A 22153-nucleotide genomic window follows, 5' to 3' on the forward strand; every position below is an offset into this window, starting at 1 on the left:
AACCAGGTTACATACTCTGTAACAAAAAAATTGCTGTTTATTTAAGCTAAAAACACAAAGTCACAACACTATTAATAAACGGCTACATTTTATTTTTTAAATAATTATCAAATATTTAGTTTTATTTTTTTACATAGACTTACGTTTGTACTGTTCAATTACTTTCAGATGATTGACCCATCAGTATTTTTTAATAGACTTAAAGATGTAACAAAAAATGAAAAATCGGGCTTTCTAAGGAGAAAGTGATATGAAAAAAATACTGATTGCAACGACAGCACTTTTTGCAGGATTAAGTGTAACTAGCGTGGCAAATGCCTACCAAGCTGAAGTTGGCGGTTCTTATAACTACTTAGACCCAGATCATGCCAGCGGTGTCAGTCAGTTTGGCGTCAATGGTACTTATTATTTTAATCCTGTAGAAACCCGTAACGCGCCTTTGGCAGAAGCTGCATTTTTAGACCGTGCCAGTAACGTACATGCCAATGCCAGCTATGGTGACAACAGTGGTACAAAAAATACTACCTACAGCGGTGGTGTGGAATATTACATTCCAAACTCTGACTTTTACTTAGGTGGTAATGTTGGACGGAACGAATACAAAGTCGACAATACAAATATTGATCTCAAAACAACATTGTATAACGCTGAAGTCGGCTACTTACCTGCACCAGGTTTATTGGTTGCAGTAGGTGCACAAGGCTATGACACCCGACATGGTAGCAATGGAGTCGATCCAACCTTACGCGCCAAATATGTAACTCAAGTAGGTCAACATGACATTAACCTCGAAGCCCGTGGTGTATTCGGCGACAAGGAAAATAAACAGTACTATGTTGCAGGCGATTACTACATCGATAAAACGCTAAGTGTTGGCGCAGACTACAGTAGAGATAAATCCATTAATCAGGACCAATGGGGCTTAACTGCGAAAAAATACTTTAACAACAACGTCAGTGTCGATGGCCGTTTAGGCTTCGGTGATAACTACAATACCTATAGCGTAGGTGCATCTTACCGTTTCTAAAATCACACACATAAAAAAACCGCTCATTATAGAGCGGTTTTTTTATTGTTCTAAATGAATGATATGCAACTGCAAGTTGGTTGCGCCATTGAACGTATTTTTTTCTAATCGATAAACCAAACGTAACTGCATTTTCATTGGATCAAACTCAAAACGATCAATTGCATTAAAGGCAATTGCATCAAGGCTTTGCCCATTTTCCATTCCTAGGCGAAGCTTTAAATGCCGCTCTTTAAGCCAACGATAGTCCAAAATGGCAAACGTTCCTTCAAAAGTCGGCAATGGAAACTTTTGTCCCCAAGGCCCAAGCTGCTCCAACACATCTAAGGTTTGTAGCTGCAAAGCATCATCTGGCAATTCACCATCTGTCCACAGTACTTCTTCAAATAACTGTGCATCCATATCTGCAATCAGCGCAGTAAATACTTTCTGAAATTCAGCAAAATATTTTTTTTCAATGGTTAAGCCTGCTGCCGCCGCATGCCCGCCAAAATAACGTACCAAGTGCGGATGACGCTCAGCAACCAATTCAATCGCATCGCGGATATGAATACCATCAATGGAACGTGCTGAACCTTTGAGATGAATCCCATCTTGATCTGCTGCAAAAATAATACTGGGGCGATGAAACTGTTCTTTAAGGCGACCTGCAACAATCCCAATAACACCTTGATGCCAATGTGACTCAAACATTACCAGTGCAGCGGGTAAATGTTCCTGATCTAAACGAATCTGCTCTAAAGTTTGCAGGGCATCTTGTTTGATTTGCGATTCAACCTGACGGCGCTCTTGGTTGAGCTGATGCAGTTGCTGTGCCAATTGGTATGCTTGCTGAGCATATTGTGCCAATAGGCATTCAATGCCTATGTCCATGGTTTCCATACGCCCTGCAGCATTGATTCGGGGGCCAAGTACAAAACCCAAATCTTGTGCCTGTAGCTCTACAGGATCACGTCCCGCAATATCCAGTAGTGCCAATATGCCTAAACGACATTGCTGCTGACGCATACGTTGTACACCAGCATCCACCAAAATACGGTTGTTATAGTCAAGACTCGCCACATCGGCATAGGTGCCCAATGCTACCAAATCCAGATATTGGGTCAGTTGGCTACTACGCTTACCCTGCTGGCGGCGAAAACTGGCAAGATTCGCCAATACATAAAAGGCAACACCTACACCTGCGAGTGACTTACTCTGAAAGTCACAGCCAAGCTGATTCGGGTTGACCACAGCATCAGCATTCGGTGTCGGCTTAGTCGTTAAGTGATGGTCAGTAATAATCACTTGCATACCGTGTTGCTGAGCCTGCTCTACTCCTGCATGACTGGAAATGCCGTTATCAACGGTAATCATCAGTTTTGGCTGATATTTTTCCTGAACCAAATCTGCAATTTTCGAGGTCAGACCATAACCATACTTGAAACGATCAGGCACGACATAATCAACTTTTGCGCCCATGTCACGCAAGGCTAATAACATCAATGCAGTACTGGTTGCACCATCGGCATCATAATCTCCGACAATCACAATTTGCTGCTGTTGATCAATTGCAGTATCGATGAGTTGAATCGCTGTTTGCAATCCTTTGAGCTGTGGCGGCAGTAAATGCTTGAGCTTAAGATCTAACTCTTGCACCGAAGCCACGCCACGACGCGCCAGAATTTGGGCGATAAAAGGCAACATGCCCTGAAAATCTTCAGGGCGTGTTAGCAAAGGTCTTTGTTTAATTTGTATTTTTTTCATTTATGGCATTAAACGTTGCAGAATCCACTGTCCATCTTGCAATTCATAACGCAAACGGTCATGTAGACGATTTGGACGACCTTGCCAAAATTCATAGCTTTCAGGCTGTAAACGATAACCGCCCCAGAACTCAGGTTTTTTCAACTCGGTTTCTTCAGCCACAGCATCATGTAAAGTTTCAAAACGTTGTTGTAACTCTTTACGCCCTACAATGACTCCGCTTTGTGGGGTGCTGATATGCGCGGCAATTTGGCTATCACGCGGACGCTTATGATAATAGTCCGTAGATTCTGCTTCAGAGATTTTACTCACCCGCCCATGAATACGCACTTGACGCTCTAGACTTGGCCAGTAAAACAAAAACTCTGCATAAGGATTGGCAGCCAAGTCTAAACCTTTCTGACTGTCATAATTGGTATAAAAGTCATAGCCTGTTTCAGTTGCACCGCGCAATAACAGGGTACGTACATGTGGTCGCCCTTGAGCATCTGCAGTTGCCACAGACATCGCATATGGCTCATGTAAATTGGCAGCCAGTGAAAAATTAAACCAGTCTAAAAACTGTTGGTGTGGATGAGGCTGCACCTGAGTTTCAAGCAGCTCGCCTTGCTCATAGCTTAAACGTAGTTCACTTAAATCTTTAATTACATCTTTCATCATTGCTTCCCCTAAGCATGTTGACGAATAAGATCTGCCAAGTGATTCGCCAGATCGGTCACTTCTTGTAATTGATCCCCTTCAACCATGACTCGAATCAAAGGTTCAGTGCCTGACTTACGGATTAAAATCCGTCCTCGCCCTTGCAATTGCTGCTCAGCTTTCTCGAATTCAGCCACCAAAGCAGGGATTGAAAACGGATCAATCATCTGTTCCAAACGGACATTGACCAACACTTGCGGGAACAGGTGAAAACCTTCCACTAATTCATGCAGTGCTTTGTTTTGTTCAACCATCACGGTTAACACTTGCAGTGCAGAAATAATCGCATCGCCTGTAGTGCTTTTATCAAGAGTCAAAATATGCCCTGAAGGTTCACCACCAATCACCCATTGATTATCTTCAAGTGCTTGTAAAACATAGCGGTCACCGACTTTGGCACGGACAAATGGTACATTGGCTTTTTGTAATGCCAACTCCAGCGCCATATTACTCATCACCGTGCCCACAATACCTTTGGGCTTCTGCTTGGCTTGAGTCGCCAGAATATACAGGATGTGATCGCCATCAATCAGGTTACCGAACTTATCAACCAAGATGACACGGTCAGCATCACCATCAAAAGCAATCCCGATATCGGCTTCATGCTCAAGAACCGCTTTTTGTAAATTGCCTGGATGGGTTGAGCCACAGTCTTCATTAATATTTAAACCGTTTGGCTCATTATAAATCGCAACGACTTTAGCACCCAATTCTAAAAATACAGCGGGTCCAACGTTATAGCCAGCGCCATTGGCACAGTCCACCACAATCCGTAAATTACGTAAATTGAAATGATAAGGGAACGTTGATTTACAAAATTCGATATAACGTCCATTGGCATCTTTAACACGGACACTTTTTCCAAGCTGTGCGCTGTCAGCAATCACGATATCTTTTTGTAATTCTTGGTTAATCGCATTTTGTAGTTCATCAGGCAGTTTTTTACCTTCGCCTGAGAAAAATTTAATTCCATTGTCATAATATGGATTATGTGAAGCTGAAATGACAATACCTGCATCAGCATGCAAAGCACGTGTCAGATGCGCAATTGCAGGTGTTGGCAGTGGCCCAAGCAAATGCACATAGACACCTGCGGCGTTGAGGCCTGCTTGTAATGCTGACTCTAAAATATAACCGGATAAACGGGTATCTTTCCCCATTACTACCACAGGTTTATGCGTTGGATCTTGTTTTTTAAGAACTTTTCCTGCTGCAAAACCCAGTTTCAATGCAAATTCTGGCGTAATTGGAAGCTGACCAAATTTTCCACGAATTCCGTCTGTGCCAAAATAACTCATGCTGTTCTCACTGGTGTTCTTAGGTTTGTTGAACAAACCCTGTTTCGTCATACATAATTTGTAATACTTTACACCATATCAAAAAAGCCGTCAGTTTATGACGGCTTTTTACATATTTTTTTTACTAAAAACGTCTTAACCTACACGGTAATTTGGCGCTTCTTTGGTAATGGTGACATCATGTACGTGAGACTCTTGCATACCTGCTGAGGTAATTTTTACAAATTTAGCATTTTCACGTAAATCCTGAATACTCGCAGAACCGGTATAACCCATTGAAGAACGTAAACCGCCCATCATTTGATGTACGATCGCACTCATTGGACCTTTATAAGGCACACGACCTTCAATACCTTCTGGAACCAGTTTCTCAGCACCCGCTTTGGCATCTTGGAAATAACGATCCGCAGAACCCGAAGAACCTGCCATTGCTCCCAAAGACCCCATACCACGGTAAGCTTTGTAGTAACGACCTTGGAAGAATTCAACTTCACCAGGTGCTTCTTCAGTACCTGCCATGAGTGAACCGACCATAATCGTACTTGCACCTGCAGCAATCGCTTTCGCCATATCACCAGAGAAACGAATACCACCATCAGCAATCAATGGAATCTGATCTTTCAATGCACTTGCTACATTGTCAATTGCAGAGATTTGTGGAACCCCAATACCTGCAACAATACGTGTCGTACAGATTGAGCCAGGACCAATCCCCACTTTCACGGCATCCGCACCCGCATCAAGCAATGCTAAAGCAGCATCGCCAGTGGCAATGTTACCGCCGATGACTTGAACTTGTGGATAGTTTTGTTTAACCCAACGTACACGTTCAATCACACCTGCTGAATGGCCATGTGCTGTATCTACAACAATCACGTCAGCACCCGCATCAACAAGAGCTTCAACACGTGCAGGCGTTTCAACACCTGTACCGACTGCTGCGCCTACGCGCAAGCGACCCAAATCATCTTTACATGAGTTCGGGAAAGATTCCGCTTTACGGAAATCCGTTACGGTGATTAAGCCTTTTAAAGCATGGCTATCATCAATAACCAAAACTTTTTCAATGCGATGCTTTTGTAGCAAGGCTTGAATTTCTTCTTTAGATGCACCTTCTTTCACTGTTACCAAACGCTCTTGCGGCGTCATAATATTGCTAACAGGTTGTTCAAGATTGGTTTCAAAGCGTACATCACGACCTGTTACGATCCCGACAACTTTGCCATCCTGCACTACAGGCACACCACTGATGTTGTTTGCTTTGGTAATTTCGATCAATTCACGCACGGTTGTAGCTGGTGTAACCGTAATCGGGTCTTTCACCATACCTGCTTCGAATTTTTTCACACGGCGTACTTCAGCGGCTTGTGCTGCAATATCCATGTTTTTATGAAGAATACCAATACCACCATTTTGCGCCATAGCAATTGCCATACGTGACTCAGTCACCGTATCCATAGCAGCAGAAACGAGAGGAATATTGAGCTGAATGCCACGAGTTAGGCGTGACTTAAGAGAAACATCTTTTGGGAGGACAGTAGAATAGGCAGGGACTAATAAGACATCATCGAAGGTTAGCGCTTCTTGAACGATGGTCAGCATAACAAACTCACTGGTAAATTCCGTGAGCTATTATAAACAAATTTCTCTTAAAAATGCATGTTCGGAGAAATGAAAATCTACAAAAAACCCAAATGCCTTGGGTTTTTTGCAATTTAGACACAACTTAAAGCGGTACGCTGAAAACACGCTCATTCATGAGATCCATACCGCATTGCAGATTTTCAATCCAATCCAGAAATTGATTGACCTGCTCTTTACCCACAAATGCTGTTCCATGTTGCGGCACAATCATGTCCAAATCTAACTGACGAACCATCTTGACCCATAAACGGATGATTGAATTGCTTCCCATATAACGCTGGTGGAAACCCTTCATTTTTGGAATATGGTCACTAAAGTTTTCAATTGGTAGATTAGCATCATCCACCATTGATGCACCCATATCACCAGAAAACAAGATCTTAGCGACTGGATCATAAAACTGAAAATTCCCTACAGAATGCAGAAAATGCGCAGGAATCGCGACAAGAACACTATTACCCAATGGAATACGCTGACCTTGGTCAGGAAGCTCAATCAGACGCTCTTCCCAGCTACCTTTCATACGGTCACTCATAAATGACGAATTCAGGTGAGGTAAAAAACGTGCCCAAAGTTTAGAAGCCACAATTTTTGCATCGGTATACACTAACCAGCGTGGCATAGAAGTAATAATGTCAGGATCTTGATGCGATGCCATGACATAGTCTAAGTTCTTCAGTTTGGTATATTTATTGAGTTCCATCGTCAGTGGGACGTAGGTTAAATCTCCACCTGGATCTAGGACTGCTGCGCGTTCATGGTCAATGATTAAAAACTGATTGGCTTGTACCCCTTCGCCTTTAACTAGACTTGTGAAGCTAATGCATTTGTGTGTACCGTTATCAAACAGTACCTGCGATGTTGTACGTTCAAACATCTTCCCTAGGCCCCAAAAAATGACTAAATTATTATCACGTATAAGTTATATGGATTTTGGTTTACATACAATCACAGATGATTAAAAATATTTAACAAATTTTGCTAAATAGTCAAAAGACTCAATTCTTTTGAGTCTTTTTTATCAAATTAAAAAATTGCCGACCAATAGTGCTGTGCCAGTGTGATCACACCAACTGCAAGAAAAATAAATGCACCAATCTTATGAATCAACGCGATTGGTAGTCTGTCCGCCAGTTTATTACCAATAAAGACAGCAGGGCCATCGGCAAGCATCATACCCACCGTAGTGCCCAGCATGACCAGAATGACACTATGGAATTGTGCCGCCAAAGCAACCGTTGCAATTTGGGTTTTATCCCCAATTTCTGCCAAAAAGAATAGAATAAATGTTGCACCAAAGACACCCAGATGTTGCCATTTTGCAATTCCATCATCTTCTTCATCAATAGAATCGGGGATGAGCATCCATACAGCCATCGCAATAAAGCCGAGAGCCAAAATCCAGATCATGACGTCTTGAGGAATAACTTGAGTGAGCCACTGACCTAAAACAGCAGATAAACCATGGTTGAGCATGGTGGCTGCCAAAATTGCAATTAAAATCGGAATGGGTTTACGAAAACGGGCAGCAAGCAGAAGAGCGAGAAGTTGTGTTTTATCACCAATTTCTGAGATAAACACGGCTCCAAGAGAGAACAGGAAAGTTAGCATAAATTTTCTCTGGCTAGCAAAATTTGCCTATGACTTACCCCTCCTGCTAGCCATGATCAGATTATCTGATCGCAGAGTGATAAATCAAAGGTCTTGCCAACAAAAGAAAGCTTGGTGAAAAGCTCATTTGGTTCTTTGCTATGATGACCATGTTCGGTTCAGAACAAGTATGTTGACCATCATCTATTTACAAACGTAAATAGCGGCTACTCCCCAATGAAGTATGCAGTTATTATATAAATCTAAATTTATTTTTCAAAACATTTCTTTTACGACCCAATAAAAAAATAAATTGAATCTCATCTGTTCAATCCAGTAACTTCATCTTTATTTTTCCTTTCCTCCCCCTGCTTCTCTCCCCAAAAAAAAGACATGACATACCATGAGAAACTACTTATAAGGATAAAGCAACTGAACGATGCTAATGCTCTAAAGATCAAATCAGGAAAAAAATTTAAAATAGCCCCAGACCATTAAACGTATGAGTCCCAATAAAAATGCAAAATATAAACTTAATCCCACGAAACCAAAGCTGGTCCAACCCGCAGCACCCTGTACTTTCATCCCGTCATATTCAATGAATAAGACCAAAATTGCAGCAACTGCCTCAATCCCCAACACGCTGTAACTGACCCACGTCCAAGGAAAACTCAAAAGGCTCACCCACAAAAACATCAGCAGCAAGACAAGCAGCACAAATGGCAGCATCATCTTTAAATACCCCCAAAGATCAGGTAGTTTTTCTTTCATATTAATGACCAAATTGCTTTTATTTTCAGCCTTTGAGAAGACACCATTAGATGTATTTTTTAAATAATGTGCATAAAAAAAACCCCGCCGTGGCGAGGTTTTAAATTCTAGTTTAGCTACAAATTAGAGCAATAAACTACGAATATCAGCCAATAGTTTGGTCAACTTGTTGCTAAAGCGCGCAGCATCTGCACCATTAATCACGCGGTGGTCATAAGACAATGACAATGGCAACATCAAGCGTGGCTCAAACTCTTTACTATTCCATACAGGTTGCATGGTTGCAGGAGAAATACCCAAGATCGCAACTTGTGGCCAGTTCACCAACGGAGTAAACGCTGTACCACCGATTGCGCCCAAGCTTGTAATGGTAAAGTTCGCACCTTGTAAGTCTTTTGGTGATAATTTTTTATCACGTGCTTTCTTACTCAGCTCACCTAACTCAACTGCAATTTGCTTAATAGTTTTTTGGTCTGGGTTACGCAGTACAGGAACAGTCAAGCCATCTGGTGTTGCAACTGCAATGCCCATATGGATTTCATTGCGTAACAACACAGATTTACCATCATCCGCCAAGTGACCTGCAAATTCGCGCTCTTCTTTCAATAAGTGCGCAACTGCTTTAATGATGAATGCCATAATAGTCAGGCTAATGCCTTCTTTCTTAAAGTTGCCTTTAAGATCATTACGCCATGTTTCAAGCTCAGTAATATCAGCAAGGTCAAATTGCGTCACTTGTGGAATAAAGTTATTCAATGACAATTGCGGAATTGATACTTGTTGTAAACGAGTCAGAACTTTCTCTTCAACACCACCAAATGCACTGAAGTCTGGTAATGATGGCAAGCCTGACGCAACTGCTGCGGCAACCGCTTTTGGTGCTTCAACAGGCGCTGTCAAACGCTGTTTCACATAGGCATAAACATCATCTTTCATGACACGGCCATGCTCGCCAGATGTTTTCACCTGTGCCAAGACCACACCAAGCTCACGTGCTAGCTTACGAACCGCAGGACCTGCATAGACTTTCGCATTTGCAGCTTGCTGTTCTTTGGTCAGCTTATCGGCACCTTGAGCTTCTGCTACTGGAGCTTCAACAGAGGCTGCTGATACTGCCACTGGTGCTGTTTCTGCTTTTGTTGCAGCAGGTGCAGACGTTGCTGCCGCCACTGGTGCAGCCGCTTGACCTTCTACTGCAATCGTTGCAAGCAAGACACCTTGTGATACGCTTTGACCAGACTGTAGATGAATGGCTTTCACCACACCTGCAACAGTGCTTGGCACTTCAACGGTCGCCTTGTCTGACTCAACTACAACCAAGCTTTGATCCACTTCAACTTTGTCGCCAACCTGAATCAAGATTTCAGCTACAACAGCTTTATCTACACCCAGATCAGGCACTTGAATTTCAACATCACCTGCAGGTTGTGCTTGTTGTACTGGAGCAGCAGCTTGAGCAACTGGCGCAGCAGGTGCAGGTGTTGCTACTGATGGTGCAACAGGTGCTGACGCAGCAGCAGAAGTTGTTTTAACTTTAATTAAAACCACGCCTTCTTTAACGCTGTCACCTTGCTTAACTTCAATGCTTTCAATCATACCAGACACTGTACTTGGCACTTCAACAGAGGCTTTATCGGACTCAAGCAAAACAAGACTGTCATTTTCAGCAATACTTTCGCCGACTTTTACCAAGATTTCAGCAACAAGGGCTTTTTCTACACCAATGTCAGGCACTTGAACTTCAACCACTTGACTGCTGGTTACTGCGGGTTGAGCAACGGCTTGTGGCGCTGCAACAGGGGCTACTGTTTCAGCCACTGCTGCAGGTTTTGCCACTTCTTCTGCTTTGGCAGCAGGCGCTGCACCTGCTGTTTCAAGCTCAAGCAATACTGTACCTTCAGTAACGCTATCGCCTTCTTTGATCAAGATACTTTTTACCACGCCTGCTGAAGTGCTAGGCACTTCAACAGAGGCTTTATCTGATTCAAGTAAAACCAAACTGTCATTTTCAGCAATGCTGTCACCAACTTTAACTAAAATTTCAGCAACTGTTGCTTTATCTACACCAATATCAGGAGTCGTAATTTGCATGATTAGTTCTCCTCTTTATAATCTGCAACAGCATGTAGTTCAGGTGTTGCTTGTGGTGCCCATGCCACTGGACGGTCTGTATCCAACTCAAAGTTAGAAATCGCATCTTTCACTAAACGTGCATCAACTTCGCCTTCATCAGCCAACTTTTTCAAAGTTGCAACTACGATATGCGCAGCATCTACACCGAAGTAACTACGTAAGTTCGCACGTGTATCTGAACGACCAAAACCGTCTGTACCCAATGCTACAAATGGACGACCATCTGGAAGATAGGCACGAATTTGTTCACTATACGCACGCACGTGATCGGTTGCAGAAACCACAATACCTTCTGTGCCACGCAACTGTTGAGATACCCAAGATTCTTTCACTTCTTCAACAACAGGATGTAGGCGATTGTATTCTTCACATGCCATACCATCACGTGCCAATTCGTTGAAGCTTGTTACGCTCCATACGTTTGAATGAATTTGATATTCATCACGTAAGATTTTCGCAGCTTTAATCACTTCACGAAGAATTACACCAGAACCCATCAACTGAACTGTTGCTTTTTCATCTTTTTCGAACAAGTACATACCACGTTTAATACCTTCCTCAGCGCCATCTGGCATTTCAGGATGCTCGTAGTTTTCGTTCATTACAGTTAAATAATAGAACACGCGCTCTTGGTTGACATACATGCGTTTTAAACCATCATGTACGATCACAGCGAGTTCATAACCAAAGCATGGATCATACGAGATACAGTTTGGAATGGTATTTGCCAAGATATGTGAATGACCATCTTGGTGCTGTAAGCCTTCACCGTTCAGTGTGGTACGGCCAGCGGTTGCACCCAACAAGAAACCTTGTGCTTGTGCATCGCCTGCTGCCCATGCAATATCACCAATACGCTGAAAACCAAACATAGAGTAGTACATGTACATTGGAATCATTGGCAAGTTATTGGTTGAATAACTGGTTCCCAACGCAGCCCATGCGCTCATCGCACCTGCTTCGTTAATCCCTTCTTGTAACATGTGACCGTCTTTTGCTTCACGGTAATGCATCAACTGTTCTTGGTCTTCTGGGGTATATTTTTGACCGTGAGCGGCATAAATACCGAGCTGACGGAACATCCCTTCCAAACCAAAAGTACGTGCTTCATCTGGAACGATTGGCACAACGCGGTCTTTAATTGCCTTTTCTTTCAACAATGCAGCAATTAAACGAACCATCACCATGGTAGTTGATTGTTCTTTACCACCAGAACCACTCAACACTGAGTCAAATACAGATAATTCAGGAATCGCTAAAGACTCGCTTTCACGACGACGTGCAGGCAGATAACCACCTAAAGACTCACGACGCGCCTTCATGTATTTCATTTCTGGCGAGTTTTCGCTTGGACGATAGAATGGCAATTCTTCAAGCTGTTCATCAGTAAATGGTAAGTTGAAACGGTTACGTACGTATTTCAGCGATTCAATTTGCATCTTTTTGATTTGGTGCGTTTTATTGACCGCTTCAATTTCTTCAGACAAACCATAACCTTTGACTGTTTTGGCCAAGATTACCGTTGGTTGACCTTTTGCTTTGGTTGCTTCTGCATATGCAGCAAAGACTTTATACGGGTCATGACCACCACGGTTCAGGTTATCAATATCTTCATCACTTAGGTTTTTCACCAAAGCTTCAGCTTCTGGATATTTACCAAAGAAGTGCGCACGTGTATATGCACCGCCTTTCACTTGGTAGCGTTGAAAATCACCATCAACCGCTTCTTCCATGATTGCTTTTAAAGCACCTGATTCATCTTTGTCGAGTAGTGGATCCCAATGACGACCCCAAACTACTTTAATTACGCGCCAACCTGCACCACGGAACAGTGATTCGAGTTCTTGGATAATTTTACCGTTACCACGTACAGGACCATCGAGGCGTTGTAAGTTACAGTTGACTACCCAAATCAGGTTATCCAGTTTTTCACGACCTGCCAGTGAAATTGCACCCAAGCTCTCTGGCTCGTCCATTTCACCATCGCCAAGGTATGCCCAGACTTTACGGTCTTCTTCTTTAATCAAGCCACGGTTCATCAAATATTTTTGAATATGTGCTTGGTAAATCGACATGATTGGACCAAGACCCATTGAAACCGTCGGGAACTGCCAGTAATCAGGCATTAAATATGGGTGTGGATACGATGGTAAACCGATACCTGCAACCTCACGACGGAAGTTACTCAAATGTTCTTCAGTCAAACGACCTTCCAAGAACGAACGCGCATAAATACCAGGAGCACAGTGACCTTGATAATAGATCATGTCACCGCCAAAGTTATCATTGCTTGCACGGAAGAAGTGGTTAAAACCGACATCATACAAGGTTGCTGAAGATGCAAAACTTGCTAAGTGACCACCTAAATCATCGCCTGTTTTGTTGGCACGTAACACCATCGCTAATGCATTCCAACGAATCAAAGCACGGATACGGCGTTCCATGTCTTGGTCACCTGGCATTGCAGGTTGTTCTTCTACAGAAATGGTATTGAGATATGGAGTATTTAGGCGCTGAATAGGAACGTGTTTAGCAATTGCACGTTGATAGAGTTTTTCTAATAAGAATGCTGCTCGCTCTGTTCCCATATGCTGTAACACTGAATCAAAAGCATCTTCCCATTCTAGGGTTTCTTGCGCGTCAGAATCGCCATAATACGCCATGTTTCACCTTTCCTTAATCATTTTAGACAACCCGTTATTTTTAACATGTTTTAGATTAAAAAGTTATGGCTACTTTTAAATACAACTAGATACCAACATTCATAAAATAAATAATCGTTATCTTTAAAATCCTTATTGACAAAAAAATCGCCCATAAGGACGATTTTTATAAAATAATAACAAATCAGCAGGAAGATTTAGAGGTTTTTACTGCCGATCTGTCAAATTACAAATTAAATATTCAAATTTATGGCAGCATCGCAAGATAAGTGCTTGGGTTCTTACGTTGACCATCTTGTACGATTTCATAATGCAAATGTGCACCTGTACAACGACCTGTACAACCGACTTTGGCGATTTCTTCACCCGCTTGTACACTCTCACCTACACTCACAAGCAGACGTGATGCATGTGCATAACGCGTGATATAACCATTACCATGGTTAATTTCAATCATTTGACCATAGCCATTGACCCAGCCTGAACGAGTCACAACACCAGAACCAGAAGCGTAAATTGGAGTGCCATTTGGTGCAGCCAAATCTACGCCTGGATGATATTCAGATTTACCCGCAAAATAACGTGTTCCATACTGTGAACTCACACGTACCATGCCTGGCAAAGGGTTAGCTTTTAACCAAGACAGAACACTTGAACCAGAACTGGTATTTGCAGTAGAAAGATTTGAACTACCGTATTTTTTAGTTACTGACGCATTGTTAAATTCAACTGATTTATGACCACGAAGTCTCACATTAACATGTCGTGTTGCATCTTCATCATCAACATCATTGCTTTCTACTGAATATGAACCTTGTGCAACTGCACGGCTCAATTGTTCAAGACGATCTGTTGAAGATGGAGTTTCAATTAAATCTGCAAACGCCAGTGGCGTCGAGACCAGTAAAGATAACGCTAATAAAATACGTCGCATAAAAACCTCTAAAAACTGCTTAACTTAAGCATCACGAAAAACAACCTTTGTGCTTCTTGTTTAGACTTAAACAACGCTCTAAGATGAATGCAATAGCAAAAATCGGACTCTGCCATGTCACAACCTCGAAATCTATTTCAGTCCAATCACCCCCAAACAAAGGCTGCAAATATTCAGCAACTCACCAAACAAGTACAATATTGGCAGATGCTGACAAAAATTATTCAACCGCTTTTACCCCAGCCTGAACAATGGCAAGTGGTATGCTATCAACATGGTGTCTTAATTATCACAGGGGAAAATCAAGCCATGATTAGCCAACTGGGATATTTACAAAAACATTATGTTGCACAATTATCTCAAAAAGATGAATTCAAAGATTTACAAAAAATTCAAGTTCGTCTGCGTACAAAGAGCATTCAAAAAAGACCTGTAAACAAAGTTCAACCTATCTCTGCAGAAACACAACAAATGTTACAAAGCGCAGCACAGTTTGTGAACGACCCTAAGCTTAGCCAAGCTCTACGCAATTTGGCAAGCGTTATAAAGTAACAAGCTAATTTTGACAGGCTATTTCTCGATATTTCGCTATTTTTCACACAATTTATATTTTTGTATAATCAATGAGCCTGCCTGAAATTTTAAGGGTTTAGCTCACATTTACATACGGAATTGGGCAATCTTTAATGTCATTAAATGTTACAATTTCATAGTTACTCGGATCGCTTTTCACCTGATGTAACAACTGATTGTTCAATGCATGCCCAGACTTGTAAGCATCGAATTTTGCAATAATTTGGTGACCTAGCAAATATAAGTCACCTACCGCATCCAGAATTTTGTGGCGAACAAATTCATCATCATAGCGTAGCCCTTCTTCATTCACTACGCCGGTTTCATCGACACCAATCGCATTTTCCAGGCTTGCACCTAATGCCAGATTATTGGCTTTCAAGAAATCCAGATCTTTCATAAAACCAAAAGTACGCGCATCGCTGACTTCATACACAAAGGTTTCAGTTGAAAAATCAATTGTTGCTGACTGGTATTCTTTAGCAAATGCAGGATGGTCAAAATCAATGGTAAAGTTAAGCTGAAAACCGTTATGTGGGGTAAACGCTGCACGTTTATCGGCAATGGTTGCTTCAACAGGTTTTAAAATTTTAATAAATTTCTTTGGAGCATCTTGTTCAACAAGTCCACCTTGCATCAGCAAGTAAATAAATGGACCTGCGCTGCCATCCATAATCGGGACTTCAGAGGCAGAAACTTCTACGATTAAATTATCAATACCCAGTGCCGCAATCGCACTCATGACATGCTCAATTGTGCCTACTTTAATTTCGTCTTGTACCAAGTTAGAGCACATAAATGCTTCTTGGATCAACATGGCATCTGCAGGTAGGTCTACAGATGGGTTTAAGTCAATACGACGAAACACAATACCCGAGTCAACCGTATGCGGCACAAAGTTAATCATGACTTTTTGCCCACTGTGTAAACCAATACCACTGGCCTTGACCACACGCTTGAGGGTACGCTGTTTCAACATCTGTTATTGTCTTCTACCTTTACAAACTGCTCAAGATTAGCATAATTAACCATTGATAAAAAACAAAAAAGGTAGGCCAATTGCCTACCTTTTCTCATTTTAGTAAATTAATTACTAAAATAATCACTTACCTTGTTGTTTTTTCAAATAATCTTGAATACTCATCGGGTTTGGACGTGAACCGCCTGTTGATGTTGCTGCCGGGCGTGCAGGTGCACTATTTGGCTGATACTGGCGTTGGATCGCTGGAACATCATCATCTTCGACAATTTGCTGAGGTTGCTGCTGAGCAACAGCTGCCGCAACGTGCGATGCTGCCTTAGCACGCGCTTCTGCGTTATTTGAATTACGAGTTAAGCCTGTTGCTATCACAGTAACGCGAATTTCATCACGTGCATCTGGATCAAATACTGTACCAAAGAAGACTTCACCTTCGTCGAGGTCAACAATTTGGTTCACCACATCAGTAATGATCTGGGTTTCACGCAAAGTTACATCGTTACCACCTGTAATGTTAATCAACACGCCCTTCGCGTTCATGATATTTACATTATCAAGTAATGGGCTACGAATAGCTAAACGTGCAGCTTCTTCTGCGCGGTCTGGACCTGAGCTTTTACCTTCACCCATCATGGCATAACCACGAGTACTCATCGCTGTTTTCAAGTCGGCAAAGTCAAGGTTAATGTGACCAGGGCGTACAACCAGATCAAAAATACTACGTACAGCATTCAACAATACGTCGTCTGCTTTACGATAAGCATCTTGCATAGAAATGTCACCATAGACATTTAACAAGCGTTCGTTTGGAATAATAATGAGTGAGTCAACAAACTGCTCAAGTGCCTCAATACCTTTCTCAGCGGATTTTTGACGGCGACGACCTTCAAAATTAAATGGCGTCGTAACAACACCAACCGTTAAAATTCCCATTTCTTTGGCAATTTCTGCAACAACAGGAGCAGCACCTGTACCTGTTCCACCGCCCATTCCTGCGGTGACAAAGACCATGTCTGCGCCTTCAAGATGCTGGCGGATCAATTCACGGCTTTCTTCCGCTGCAATTTGCCCGACTTCTGGATTAGCACCGGCACCCAAACCACGTGTGCTTTGTTCACCAAGCTGGATTTTAAATGGCGCATTCATGCGGTCTAAGGCTTGTTTGTCAGTATTCGCACAAACAAATTTTACGCCTTTAATATCAGACTGCACCATATGCTGCACAGCGTTACCGCCACCACCACCTACACCAAATACAGTAAAACGGGCTTGACCGTTACCATCGGTTTGTTCGTCGTCTAAAAATTCAAATGAGGCCATGACCTTGAGTGTTCCTAATGCTTATTGGCAGCCACTTGAGCCCGTATACTGCCTTGAACGTCTATATAAAATACAATTTTTTTAGGATGCTGTGCTAAAGCCATCTTTGTCAAGTATAGAACTTTTTGCTTACAACTTCCCAACAATATGCGCCATCAAAACGGACTTAGAAAATCGATTTTAGTTTATTGTTTAACGAATTCCATCCATTTTTTAAACGATTCATCATCGTTTTATCTCTATTTTCGTCGGCAACTTCAATTGCATCAGGTATTTCACTTTGACTATACATCAATAAACCCGCAGCAGTAATATATTGCGAACGACGTAAAGCGGCTAAATATGCATCATCTGCACCGACCTGTAAAGGTGGATTACCTAAATGTGCTGAAACCCCAAAGATTCTACGCGCCAAACTTACCATACCTTCAATCTGGCAAGCGTCACCTGTAAGCACAACGCCATGATATAACCCATGGATTGCGCCCGTTTCATCAAGATCATTACGAATAGTATTTAAAATTTGTTCGTAACGCGCAATGATAATTTCACTCAATTCAATACGACTAATAGTCTGTGGACCTTCAATCCCCTGCACATGCAACATATGATCTGGTTTAACCACATTCATATCAACACAGCCATGCAGAATTTTGATTCGCTCGGCTTCTTCAGTTGTGGTTTGCAAGACAGCCGCGATATCACGGGTCACATGTTCACCACCCACTGCATAGGTCTTAGTCAATGCTAAACGGCCATCAAGGTAAACCGCAAGATTGGTTGTACCCGCACCAATATCGAGTAAGCATACGCCATAATCTTTTTCATCCTGCAACAAACTCGCCTCGGCCGTTGCCAAGCATGAAATGACCATGCGCTCAACGCCAATATTGGCACCTTTCATCGCACGATCAAGGTTCTGCATGGTACTAATTGGCAACATCATCAATTGATAATGCCCTGTCATACTATGTGCTGACATGTTAATTGGGTTAATTACCCATTGTTGTGAATCATCAAGCTCAAAACCCAATGGTACAGCACTAGCAAGATAATGATCTGGCGTAATATGACTGGCCTTAGCAAGTTCTAGTGCGCGCACAACTTCATTGGTGGTAATGGTATGATCAGGATTGGCAATCGGGGTACGCCCTGCTGCATAAAAGCTTTTTAAATCAGCACTTGGAATCGAAATCCAGGCGGAATGCACACGGCACTCTGCCATATTTTCAGCTTCTGCAACCGCATTTTTAATCGCAGAAATCACTTTATCCAGACTAACTATTTTACCTTTGTTCATACCGCGATTGCGCGCAGTTGCCATACCAACAACCTGAATATTGTCGGGGGCATGAACTTTACCTATCAAGACTGAAACTTTATGCGTCCCGATGTCTATTGCTACAACTGAGGGAACCGCTTCACTCATTACCTACTACCATTGATTTATGATTAATTATCGGCATAGCGCCCGCCAGTATTCCAATATTAATGCGCTTGCGCCGTATTTGGCTCACTCGCTGGTGTACTGGCAACATTATTGCTCGCTATAAATTGTCCATGCGAAACAGGTGTTTCACCTCTCCACTGGATTGCCAGCCCATTTCTGTAACGCAAATCTACAGTGGCGATTTGAGACCAAATCGGCTTTAAATCTGTTCCTGCAAGTACACTTAAACGTTGTAGTTTACTCATGGTTTGATCCTGATCCACAATAATTCGTAATCCTGAATCAAACTGCATAAACCACGTCATGCGCTCAGTTAAATACAACTCTTTTAAATGAAGATTAAAAGGTTGAAATAGTTGATTTATCTCATTATAACGTCGCATCATCAACTGTGACTGGCTAATCGGCCCATGCAACAATGGCAAATCATTGTGTGGCTGTGGTGCAGCTTCACTATATACATCGCCATTCTCACTCAGTAAACGCCCTGTTCCCCAGCGGGCAATCGGGTGACGAGGAAAAACTCGCACACGAATTGCATTTGGCCATGCACGAGAAATGACAACCCGATCAACCCATGAAATTTCTAAAGTCCGATCACGGATTTTTTCCAAATCCGAAGTAAAATAATTATCTCGTATAATCGGCTTAACATACGCGCCAACTTGCTGAGCTTCTAGAGCAGAATCGTTACCGACCACTTGCAAATCTGCCACACGTGCATCTGTAATAATCTTATATAGCCCATAAGCTCCAGCAACAAAAACTGTTGTTGCAATTATTAACAATATCCATCCACCCCAATTTGCCATTTTCTCGGCACGTGTGGGCGGCTTTTCATGAATAGAGGTGACTGCTGCGCGTGGTTTGCGACGCATTGAAGCTGGTAATTGCGCCATAAATTAGCGAGCCGTTTCCGTCAAGGTTTGTTCTAAAATAGCCACACAAAGACTGTCAAAATCATAACCAACTGCTTTGGCCGCTTTTGGCACCAGCGAATGGCTGGTCATACCTGGAACCGTATTCACTTCCAGCAACCAGAAATTGTTCTGTTCATCCTGCATGGCATCAATACGGCCCCAACCGCTTGCACCAACTGATTGGAAAGCGCGTAAGCATAATGCTTGTAAGCGTTGCTCATCTGACTCACTCAAGCCACAAGGGATGCCATATTGCACGTCATTACGCTGATATTTGGCTTCATAATCATAAAAAGCCACATCTGCAGGTGGTTGCAAACGAATCACTGGCAACGGCTGACCATTTAAAAATGAAATGGTGAACTCACGTCCAGTAATCCATTTTTCTGCCATAACGACAGCATCGTGCTGAGTGGCTTTGGCAATCGCAGCAGCAAGGTCTTCCGCTTTTTCGACCTTACTCATACCAACGCTTGAACCTTCATGCACAGGCTTGATAATTAAAGGTAAGCCAAGGCTTTCAATCACTTCGTTTAAGTCAGTATCTTTACCAATAATACGGTAAGGTGCTGTTGGTAAATCTGAACCTTGCCAAACTTGCTTGGTTTTGACTTTATCCATACCAATCGCCGAGCCTTGTACGCCCGTACCTGTGTATGGAATATTTAACCACTCAAGCACACCTTGAATCTGGCCATCTTCACCACCACGACCATGCAAAACAATAAAAGCACGATCATAGCCAACCAGTTCAGTCACGCTACGTTCTTGTGGATCAAATGCTTCTGCATTGACACCTGAACGCAACAATGCTTCAAGAACCGCTCGACCACTATCTAAGGAAACTTCACGCTCTGCTGAACGTCCACCCAATAACACTGCAACCTTGCCGAATTTTGAAGCATTTGACACGTTTTTTATCCTTAAATCTAAGCAAACCACCCAAGCGGGATTATTTTATAAATAAGCGTTTTTGCGCTAACTCAACCGAAATTGCACCCACGTTACCCGCACCTTGTGTTAATAACAAGTCATTTGGTTGTAACACTTTTTGAATGACATTTTCGAGATTCCCCTCAACTGGATCAATCAAAATTGGTTCAACTTCACCACGTAAGCGAATGCTGCGCGCCAATGAACGGCTATCCGCCCCGACAATTGGTTTTTCACCTGCGGGATAAACCTCAAGTAAAAGTAACTGATCCACCTGTGACAGCACGTCAACAAAGTCATCGAAACAATCGCGGGTACGGCTAAAGCGGTGTGGCTGGAACAACATGACCAAACGGCGGTCAGGATGGCTCTGACGAGCGGCCTTAATGGTCGCTTCAACTTCTTTTGGATGATGACCATAATCATCAACCAATTTGACATTGCCTTCACCCAGTGGATATTCACCTTGTACTTGGAAACGGCGACCTACACCACTAAAACCTTCCAGAGCACGGCAGATTGCAGCATCAGAAACCCCTTCATCGGTTGCGACACCAATCGCTGCCAAGGCATTTAAGATATTGTGCAAACCTGGCTGGTTAATGGTGACACGTAGTGGTTCACGATCTTTACGTAAAACGGTAAAGTGCGAACGCATACCATCTTGTTCAACCTCAACCGCACGAATGTCATTATCTTCATTAAAACCATAAGTGACCGTTGGGCGACCAAAACGCGGCATGATTTCACGCACGTTGGCATCATCACCACAAACTACAGCCAAGCCATAGAAAGGTAAACGGTGAATAAATTCAATAAAGGTATCTTTTAATTTGTCAAAGCTACCACCATAGGTGTCCATGTGATCCGCATCGACATTGGTAATAATGGCAGCCATTGGCTGTAAAAACAAAAATGAAGCGTCAGATTCATCTGCTTCAGCCACAATATAACGACTCGCACCCAGCGCAGCATTGACACCTGTACGATTGAGTAAACCACCAATCACATAAGTTGGATCGAGATTTTCTTCTGCCAGCATGGTCGTCAATAAACTGGTGGTTGTGGTTTTACCGTGCGTACCTGCAACTGCAATCCCGTGGCGATAACGCATTAACTCGCCTAGCATTTCTGCACGGCGCACTACAGGAATACGCTTTTCAAGTGCTGCTTTGACTTCAGGGTTTTCATGATCAATTGCAGTTGAAACCACCAAGACATTGGCATCTTGCACATTTTCAACTGCATGCCCGATGTACACCTGAATGCCTTTTTCTTCCAAATGCGCTGTGGTTTTAGAGGCTTTGATGTCTGAACCAGAAACGCAATACCCCTGGTTTTTTAAAACTTCAGCGATACCACACATCCCTGCACCACCAATTCCCACAAAATGAATGTGTTTAATACGGCGCATTTCAGGCACTTTGATAAGTTTGTTGACTTGATCTACTGGGGTTGTCGATGACATACGAT

At 42.6% G+C, this 22153-nt stretch carries 18 protein-coding genes and 1 riboswitch; of the genes, 2 read left to right on the plus strand and 16 right to left on the minus strand.

Going from position 1 to position 22153, the window contains the following annotated elements:
- Positions 1-250 precede the first annotated feature (250 nt).
- Positions 251-1027: a putative porin gene (locus F975_RS02740; RefSeq protein WP_004749979.1), complete on the plus strand. Its 777-nt coding sequence runs from the start codon at positions 251-253 to the stop codon at positions 1025-1027.
- A 42-nt stretch (positions 1028-1069) separates the two neighbouring features.
- On the opposite strand, the gene recJ is transcribed toward F975_RS02740, so the two are convergent.
- The 10 genes from recJ to F975_RS02790 all read right to left on the minus strand — a co-directional run bounded on the left by recJ (position 1070) and on the right by F975_RS02790 (position 14505).
- The gene (gene recJ / locus F975_RS02745; RefSeq protein ID WP_004749980.1) at positions 1070-2773 is read right to left on the minus strand and encodes a single-stranded-DNA-specific exonuclease RecJ; all 1704 of its coding nucleotides are present in this window, start codon (positions 2771-2773) and stop codon (positions 1070-1072) included.
- The gene (gene pdxH, locus F975_RS02750) at positions 2774-3430 is read right to left on the minus strand and encodes a pyridoxamine 5'-phosphate oxidase (RefSeq protein WP_034425661.1); all 657 of its coding nucleotides are present in this window, start codon (positions 3428-3430) and stop codon (positions 2774-2776) included.
- An 11-nt stretch (positions 3431-3441) separates the two neighbouring features.
- Positions 3442-4770: a phosphoglucosamine mutase gene (gene glmM / locus F975_RS02755; RefSeq protein ID WP_004749983.1), complete on the minus strand. Its 1329-nt coding sequence runs from the start codon at positions 4768-4770 to the stop codon at positions 3442-3444.
- Positions 4771-4905: 135 nt separating this feature from the next.
- Complete coding sequence (guaB, locus tag F975_RS02760; protein ID WP_004749984.1) at positions 4906-6372, minus strand: IMP dehydrogenase; 1467 nt, start codon at positions 6370-6372, stop codon at positions 4906-4908.
- Between the two features lie 124 nt (positions 6373-6496).
- Entirely contained in the window at positions 6497-7291 is a 795-nt protein-coding gene (locus F975_RS02765) for an oxygen-binding di-iron domain-containing protein (RefSeq protein WP_004749985.1), read from the minus strand.
- Positions 7292-7440: 149 nt separating this feature from the next.
- Positions 7441-8025, minus strand: a complete 585-nt coding sequence (locus tag F975_RS02770; protein WP_004749986.1) for a TMEM165/GDT1 family protein — start codon at positions 8023-8025, stop codon at positions 7441-7443.
- 82 nt (positions 8026-8107) lie between these two features.
- Positions 8108-8252: riboswitch (yybP-ykoY riboswitch) on the minus strand.
- A gap of 214 nt (positions 8253-8466) precedes the next feature.
- Entirely contained in the window at positions 8467-8775 is a 309-nt protein-coding gene (locus tag F975_RS02775; RefSeq protein ID WP_004749987.1) for a hypothetical protein, read from the minus strand.
- A 123-nt stretch (positions 8776-8898) separates the two neighbouring features.
- Positions 8899-10866, minus strand: coding sequence for a 2-oxo acid dehydrogenase subunit E2 (locus F975_RS02780; RefSeq protein WP_004749988.1), 1968 nt, complete (start codon positions 10864-10866; stop codon positions 8899-8901).
- A 2-nt stretch (positions 10867-10868) separates the two neighbouring features.
- Positions 10869-13571 carry a pyruvate dehydrogenase (acetyl-transferring), homodimeric type gene (aceE, locus tag F975_RS02785; RefSeq protein WP_004749989.1) on the minus strand — a complete coding sequence of 901 codons (2703 nt, stop codon included), beginning with the start codon at positions 13569-13571 and terminating at the stop codon, positions 10869-10871.
- Positions 13572-13818: 247 nt separating this feature from the next.
- Positions 13819-14505, minus strand: a complete 687-nt coding sequence (locus F975_RS02790) for a M23 family metallopeptidase (RefSeq protein ID WP_004749991.1) — start codon at positions 14503-14505, stop codon at positions 13819-13821.
- 114 nt (positions 14506-14619) lie between these two features.
- Here F975_RS02790 and F975_RS02795 point away from each other — a divergent pair, with 114 nt between their 5' ends.
- On the plus strand, positions 14620-15057 hold the full coding sequence (locus F975_RS02795) for a DciA family protein (protein ID WP_004749992.1): 438 nt from the start codon (positions 14620-14622) through the stop codon (positions 15055-15057).
- Between the two features lie 97 nt (positions 15058-15154).
- Here the strand turns inward: F975_RS02795 and lpxC are convergent, their stop codons facing one another.
- The 6 genes from lpxC to murC form a co-directional block, all read right to left on the minus strand.
- Entirely contained in the window at positions 15155-16057 is a 903-nt protein-coding gene (lpxC, locus tag F975_RS02800; protein WP_004749993.1) for a UDP-3-O-acyl-N-acetylglucosamine deacetylase, read from the minus strand.
- Between the two features lie 123 nt (positions 16058-16180).
- The gene (ftsZ, locus tag F975_RS02805; RefSeq protein ID WP_004749994.1) at positions 16181-17377 is read right to left on the minus strand and encodes a cell division protein FtsZ; all 1197 of its coding nucleotides are present in this window, start codon (positions 17375-17377) and stop codon (positions 16181-16183) included.
- A 166-nt stretch (positions 17378-17543) separates the two neighbouring features.
- Positions 17544-18806 carry a cell division protein FtsA gene (gene ftsA / locus F975_RS02810; protein WP_004749995.1) on the minus strand — a complete coding sequence of 421 codons (1263 nt, stop codon included), beginning with the start codon at positions 18804-18806 and terminating at the stop codon, positions 17544-17546.
- A gap of 59 nt (positions 18807-18865) precedes the next feature.
- Positions 18866-19726, minus strand: a complete 861-nt coding sequence (locus F975_RS02815) for a cell division protein FtsQ/DivIB (protein ID WP_004749996.1) — start codon at positions 19724-19726, stop codon at positions 18866-18868.
- A gap of 3 nt (positions 19727-19729) precedes the next feature.
- Entirely contained in the window at positions 19730-20659 is a 930-nt protein-coding gene (locus F975_RS02820; protein ID WP_004749997.1) for a D-alanine--D-alanine ligase, read from the minus strand.
- Positions 20660-20699: 40 nt separating this feature from the next.
- Positions 20700-22148, minus strand: a complete 1449-nt coding sequence (gene murC / locus F975_RS02825) for a UDP-N-acetylmuramate--L-alanine ligase (RefSeq protein ID WP_004749998.1) — start codon at positions 22146-22148, stop codon at positions 20700-20702.
- Positions 22149-22153 lie beyond the last annotated feature (5 nt).

This window comes from Acinetobacter brisouisimilis, assembly GCF_000368265.1.
Lineage (GTDB): Bacteria > Pseudomonadota > Gammaproteobacteria > Pseudomonadales > Moraxellaceae > Acinetobacter.

What these genes read in the sequence shown, in the direction of transcription:
- aceE (WP_004749989.1), bottom strand. Translation starts at nt 13,571, where the DNA reads ATGGCGTATTATGGCGATTCTGACGCGCAAGAAACCCTAGAATGGGAA.
- pdxH (WP_034425661.1), bottom strand. Translation starts at nt 3,430, where the DNA reads ATGAAAGATGTAATTAAAGATTTAAGTGAACTACGTTTAAGCTATGAG.
- F975_RS02775 (WP_004749987.1), bottom strand. Translation starts at nt 8,775, where the DNA reads ATGAAAGAAAAACTACCTGATCTTTGGGGGTATTTAAAGATGATGCTG.
- F975_RS02765 (WP_004749985.1), bottom strand. Translation starts at nt 7,291, where the DNA reads ATGTTTGAACGTACAACATCGCAGGTACTGTTTGATAACGGTACACAC.
- F975_RS02770 (WP_004749986.1), bottom strand. Translation starts at nt 8,025, where the DNA reads ATGCTAACTTTCCTGTTCTCTCTTGGAGCCGTGTTTATCTCAGAAATT.
- F975_RS02780 (WP_004749988.1), bottom strand. Translation starts at nt 10,866, where the DNA reads ATGCAAATTACGACTCCTGATATTGGTGTAGATAAAGCAACAGTTGCT.
- F975_RS02740 (WP_004749979.1), top strand. Translation starts at nt 251, where the DNA reads ATGAAAAAAATACTGATTGCAACGACAGCACTTTTTGCAGGATTAAGT.
- lpxC (WP_004749993.1), bottom strand. Translation starts at nt 16,057, where the DNA reads ATGTTGAAACAGCGTACCCTCAAGCGTGTGGTCAAGGCCAGTGGTATT.
- recJ (WP_004749980.1), bottom strand. Translation starts at nt 2,773, where the DNA reads ATGAAAAAAATACAAATTAAACAAAGACCTTTGCTAACACGCCCTGAA.
- guaB (WP_004749984.1), bottom strand. Translation starts at nt 6,372, where the DNA reads ATGCTGACCATCGTTCAAGAAGCGCTAACCTTCGATGATGTCTTATTA.
- ftsA (WP_004749995.1), bottom strand. Translation starts at nt 18,806, where the DNA reads ATGAGTGAAGCGGTTCCCTCAGTTGTAGCAATAGACATCGGGACGCAT.
- F975_RS02790 (WP_004749991.1), bottom strand. Translation starts at nt 14,505, where the DNA reads ATGCGACGTATTTTATTAGCGTTATCTTTACTGGTCTCGACGCCACTG.
- F975_RS02795 (WP_004749992.1), top strand. Translation starts at nt 14,620, where the DNA reads ATGTCACAACCTCGAAATCTATTTCAGTCCAATCACCCCCAAACAAAG.
- F975_RS02815 (WP_004749996.1), bottom strand. Translation starts at nt 19,726, where the DNA reads ATGGCGCAATTACCAGCTTCAATGCGTCGCAAACCACGCGCAGCAGTC.
- glmM (WP_004749983.1), bottom strand. Translation starts at nt 4,770, where the DNA reads ATGAGTTATTTTGGCACAGACGGAATTCGTGGAAAATTTGGTCAGCTT.
- murC (WP_004749998.1), bottom strand. Translation starts at nt 22,148, where the DNA reads ATGTCATCGACAACCCCAGTAGATCAAGTCAACAAACTTATCAAAGTG.
- ftsZ (WP_004749994.1), bottom strand. Translation starts at nt 17,377, where the DNA reads ATGGCCTCATTTGAATTTTTAGACGACGAACAAACCGATGGTAACGGT.